This is a genomic window from Streptomyces europaeiscabiei, from assembly GCF_001550375.1.
Lineage (GTDB): Bacteria > Actinomycetota > Actinomycetes > Streptomycetales > Streptomycetaceae > Streptomyces > Streptomyces europaeiscabiei.
In genome coordinates this window covers 1-2,279 of the sequence record NZ_LRTR01000257.1, presented here as the reverse complement: position 1 = coordinate 2,279, position 2,279 = coordinate 1, and the positions used below count along the sequence as shown (strand labels likewise).

Annotated in this window: 2 protein-coding genes; both read right to left on the bottom strand. The window is 70.8% G+C overall.

The genetic code is table 11. The features are described from left to right. On the bottom strand, positions 1–1,597 hold a 1,597-nt coding region (locus AWZ10_RS12510; RefSeq protein WP_060891093.1), incomplete at its 3' end, for a DEAD/DEAH box helicase. Positions 1,598–1,690: 93 nt separating this feature from the next. After that, complete coding sequence (locus AWZ10_RS12505; RefSeq protein ID WP_005483357.1) at positions 1,691–1,894, bottom strand: cold-shock protein; 204 nt, start codon at positions 1,892–1,894, stop codon at positions 1,691–1,693. Positions 1,895–2,279 lie beyond the last annotated feature (385 nt).

Sequence of the window (2,279 nt, the reverse complement as noted above, 5' to 3'; positions counted from 1 at the left end):
CGCGTGACGTGGAGGACGGGCGGGCGGCCGGCTGTGCGGTGACGGGCGGGGCGAGGACGACCGGGACGCCCGAGGGGGCCTGGGCGCCGGTGATGCGGTTCAGGTCGGCGTCCCCGGAACGGACCCTGGTGGTCGTCGGGGTGATGCCGGCGACGGCCATCAGCTGGGTGACGTCGCGGCGCTGGTGCGGCAGGACGAGCGTGACGACCGTGCCGGACTCGCCGGCGCGGGCCGTACGGCCGCCCCGGTGCAGGTAGTCCTTGTGGTCGCCGGGCGGGTCGACGTTGACGACGAGGTCGAGGTCGTCGACGTGGATGCCGCGTGCCGCGACGTTCGTGGCGACCAGGGCCGTCACGTCGCCGTCCTTGAACTGGCTCAGGGCCCGGTTGCGCTGGGACTGCGACTTGCCGCCGTGCAGGGCGGCGGCGCGCACACCGACCGCCAGCAGCTTCTTGACTAGCCGGTCCGTCGCGTGCTTGCTGTCCAGGAACATGATCACCCGTCCCTCACGGGCGGCGATCTCGGTCGTGGTGGCGTGCTTGTCGTCGTCCTCGACGTGCAGCACGTGGTGGTCCATCGTGGTGACGGCGCCCGCGGACGGGTCGACCGAGTGGACGACGGGGTCGTGCAGGTAGTCGCGGACCAGCCGGTCGACGTTGCGGTCGAGGGTGGCCGAGAACAGCAGCCGCTGGCCGTCGGGACGCACCTGGTCGAGCAGCGCGGTCACCTGCGGCATGAAGCCCATGTCGGCCATCTGATCGGCCTCGTCCAGCACGGTGATCGCGACCCGGTCCAGCCGGCAGTCGTCGCGGTCTATGAGGTCCTTGAGCCGTCCCGGCGTCGCGACGACCACCTCGGCGCCGCCGCGCAGGGCGCTCGCCTGACGTCCGATGGACATGCCGCCGACCACCGTGGCGAGCCGCAGACGCAGCGCGCGGGCGTAGGGGGTGAGAGCGTCGGTGACCTGCTGGGCCAGTTCCCGGGTGGGTACGAGGACGAGGGCCAGCGGCTGCCGCGGCTCGGCCCGCTGTCCCGACGTACGGGCCAGCATCGCGAGACCGAAGGCGAGCGTCTTGCCCGACCCGGTGCGCCCGCGGCCCAGAACATCCCGGCCGGCGAGCGAGTTCGGCAGCGTCGCGGCCTGGATGGGGAAGGGGGAGGTCACCCCTTCGGTGTGGAGGGTCTCCAACAGCCGCGCGGGAAGCTCCAGTTCATCGAAGGCCTCGACCGCGGGCAGTGCGGGTGTGACCGTCACCGGCAGCGCGAACTCCCCACCGGTGGCCACGGGGGGCCGACCGCCGCCGCGCCGGCTCCGGCCGTTCTGGGAAGAGCCGTTCTTGGCCGCACCGTTCTTGGCCGCACCGTTCTTGGCCGCACCGTTCTTCGGCGAGCCGTTCTTGGCCGCACCGTTCCTGGCCGCACGAGAAGGAGCGCTCGGGTTGCCCGACCCCGTCCCTGCTCCCGTCCCCTGTGCGCGGGCGCGGTTGCCCCGGGCGGCTCCCGCACCGGTGGAACCCTTGTCCGTGCGGGCGGCAGAGCCCTTCTCCGTACGGGGGCGGGAGGAGCTGCTGCTGTTCGTACGAGCCGTGCGGTTCATGGGGACCTTCCTCGATGCGGCGACGCCGGTCACACACGAGCCGGGGCCCGCGCCTTTCGGGCGCGGGCCCCGGCTCATGCGTTCGCGTCAGAGTCAGGCGGGAACGATGTTCTCGGCCTGGGGGCCCTTCTGGCCCTGCGTGACGTCGAAGGTCACCTTCTGGCCTTCCTGAAGCTCACGGAAGCCGGAGGTGGCGATGTTCGAGTAGTGGGCGAAGACGTCCGGGCCGCCACCCTCCTGCTCGATGAAGCCGAAGCCCTTTTCCGAGTTGAACCACTTCACGGTGCCGGATGCCATGCTGAAACTCCCTTGATGCCAAGCCCGGGGTCCGCACTTTGCGGACCCGGTGTCGCAGCAACGGTTTAGACCCGACGGGAAGATTTGAAAAGTCCCGGAAAGCCCCGGAAACAACAAAGAGTGCTCGTCGACGGAAGGTCGAAGAGCACTCAGAAGCCTCTGGTAACCAAAACTGCCACTTCAGGTCAAGGTAGCACACGCTTGGGGCGTCTGGTGTGAGACCTGGGCCACCCTCGGCGAAAATCTTCGGCGCTCCGGCTCGCCGCCGCCGTGACCTGCGCGTTTGTCGCCTACCCGAGGGGAGAGGACGCCATGCGTGGGTCCTGCGGCGCGGTCAGCGCGGCGCGCGTCGCGCCTCAGTCGGCCGGCGGCCGGGGCGGCTGGT